1 protein-coding gene is annotated in these 2,035 nt (G+C 30.9%); it reads right to left on the bottom strand.

The window, feature by feature from the left end:
- A partial coding sequence (locus tag AC11W3_RS21345) for a hypothetical protein (protein WP_484093738.1) occupies positions 1-1,946 on the bottom strand: 1,946 nt, incomplete at its 3' end.
- Positions 1,947-2,035 lie beyond the last annotated feature (89 nt).

The raw sequence follows: 2,035 nt of genomic DNA, 5'->3' as shown, positions 1-2,035 counted from the left end.
CCTTCTCTTATTTGACTAGCTAACCATACCTTTGATATAAAATATGTTGCTAAGATACTTTTAACGTGTTCAGTATTAAAAAAGCTTTCTGGCATATAGACAAGTATTATTTTTCCTTCTTGCATAGCTGATACAAAGTTTATATTATCTTCGGTTGATCTATTAAACATCATTTTCAACATAAAGTGTTCTTTTAATAGGTTTATTCTATCCAAGATATGTTCTATTTTACTATCTTTAGTGCCTGTTACTTCCTTTGTGTTCTTGTCATATTCGTTTAACTCCATTAAACAATTTACTTCTTCTTCTAAATAGTCTTTTAATTCTTTAGGTAAGTTGTTTATATACTTCATTCTCTTTGTATGGTCCTCTAGGCATTGTATAACGTGTTTTAAACTGTTTCCTTCATGTGCATATACAACCAAACAGGCTGAAGAAAGAAATCTTCTCATACGTGGTTTTAATTCCATATCAGCACTATTTATACTATTTATTAATTCTAGTGTTTGGCTAGCCATTGTATTGGCTATTTGCAACCTTTCGTATAAGTCTGTGCTATCCATAAACTTTGCTTCATTAAATCCAAATGCTTCACTACAACACTTATCAGATAAATCTATTTCAATTAATTTTTCTTTTGGTGTAACCTTTTTTATTTCTCTAGCTAGTTTACAATTTCCTATATAATCAAGTACCAATAACCCTTCATTAGCTTTTACACAATCATTTCCAACATTAGCTAAGAATGTAGTTTTACCACTTCCCATTTGTGCAAAGATAACAGTAGACATGTTAGAGTTTTCTTTATGTGTGCTGAAATATGCCTTTGTTTCTAGTCCTTTAACTTCATTAGTGCCTAGCCTTATATTCCCATTTAAACACTCTACAGGCACACCCTGTTGTTTTGTAGCTATAGCATTTAAGTTATATTTTTCTATTAAGTCCCTAGAAGGTAGATCAATAAAGTTTTGTATTTCATCAGCACTCATTAGGCTTGTAGCTGTATTAGTCTTCATGCTTTCAATATCAAATTTACCTTTATATTTCTTATAGGTAAGTTCATTGTCTCCTTCTAGTGTGTTGAAGCTTTCGCAAACTGATTGTGCGTTTTGTGTTGCTCTTTTACTATCCTTAGATTGTGATACAACCATTATTTGAGTTTTAGTAACTTCCTTATTTCTTTTATCCTTAGTAGCTTGTTTTAGTGTTTCACTAGCGAAGAAGTTGTAAGCCTTTTCAAATGCTTGTTTCTTTGTATTTCCACCTAGAAAGGATTGTATTACATCAAATACAGTTCCAAGACCAACTTCAAAGACTATTGCTAATAGGTTAAGCCCTGTTAAGTTATCTTTTAATATACTTTTACCTTCGCTTCTCTTTTGCATAGTCTTAATATAATTAGTTTTAAAGCCTGTTTGCTCATATGCAGAAGTTGGAATGAAATTATAATATATGCCTACTCTTTCATCTTCTTCTAGTATGTCTATAACGTTCAGATTGCTGTCTAGGAGTGGTTTTGTTCTTCTATCGGTACTAAGGCTCATTGCATCATCTTTAGAGTATCCTAGTTGATATTTAACAGCCGAATCATCAAAGGTTGGAACGTCAACAACTTCTTCAATAGTGGCTTCTTTCCATACGTCTGTCATTTTCTCTTTAAATAGATTCTTGTAATACTCGGGTACAAGCATATAAAACTCTACATTGAACTTTTCTATTAGTACAAAGTAACTAACTTTGTACCCTTCTTTCTCATAGAAGAAACCTCGTTCTAGCTTGTGTATTCTTTCTGTCCAATGCTTATAACATTTATTTATAAGTGATGCTACTAGTGTTGAATTATGATTCTTTATATTCTTACTTGGTGTGATCTTGAAATAAGTGTAAGTTGGTTTTACTATTCTAAAATAATCTGTTACTGTCATAGATATCTTTTTATTAAACATGGTGTGTCCCCCTTAAATTTATATAGTTTATACTAATACTATATGTAGGACTTACTAAAAAGTTACTAAATATTATTAAAAGTTTACAT

Source organism: Geomonas sp., assembly GCF_056994735.1.
The sequence above is the reverse complement of the archived record's forward strand: the minus strand, read 5'-3'. Positions and strand labels throughout refer to the sequence as shown.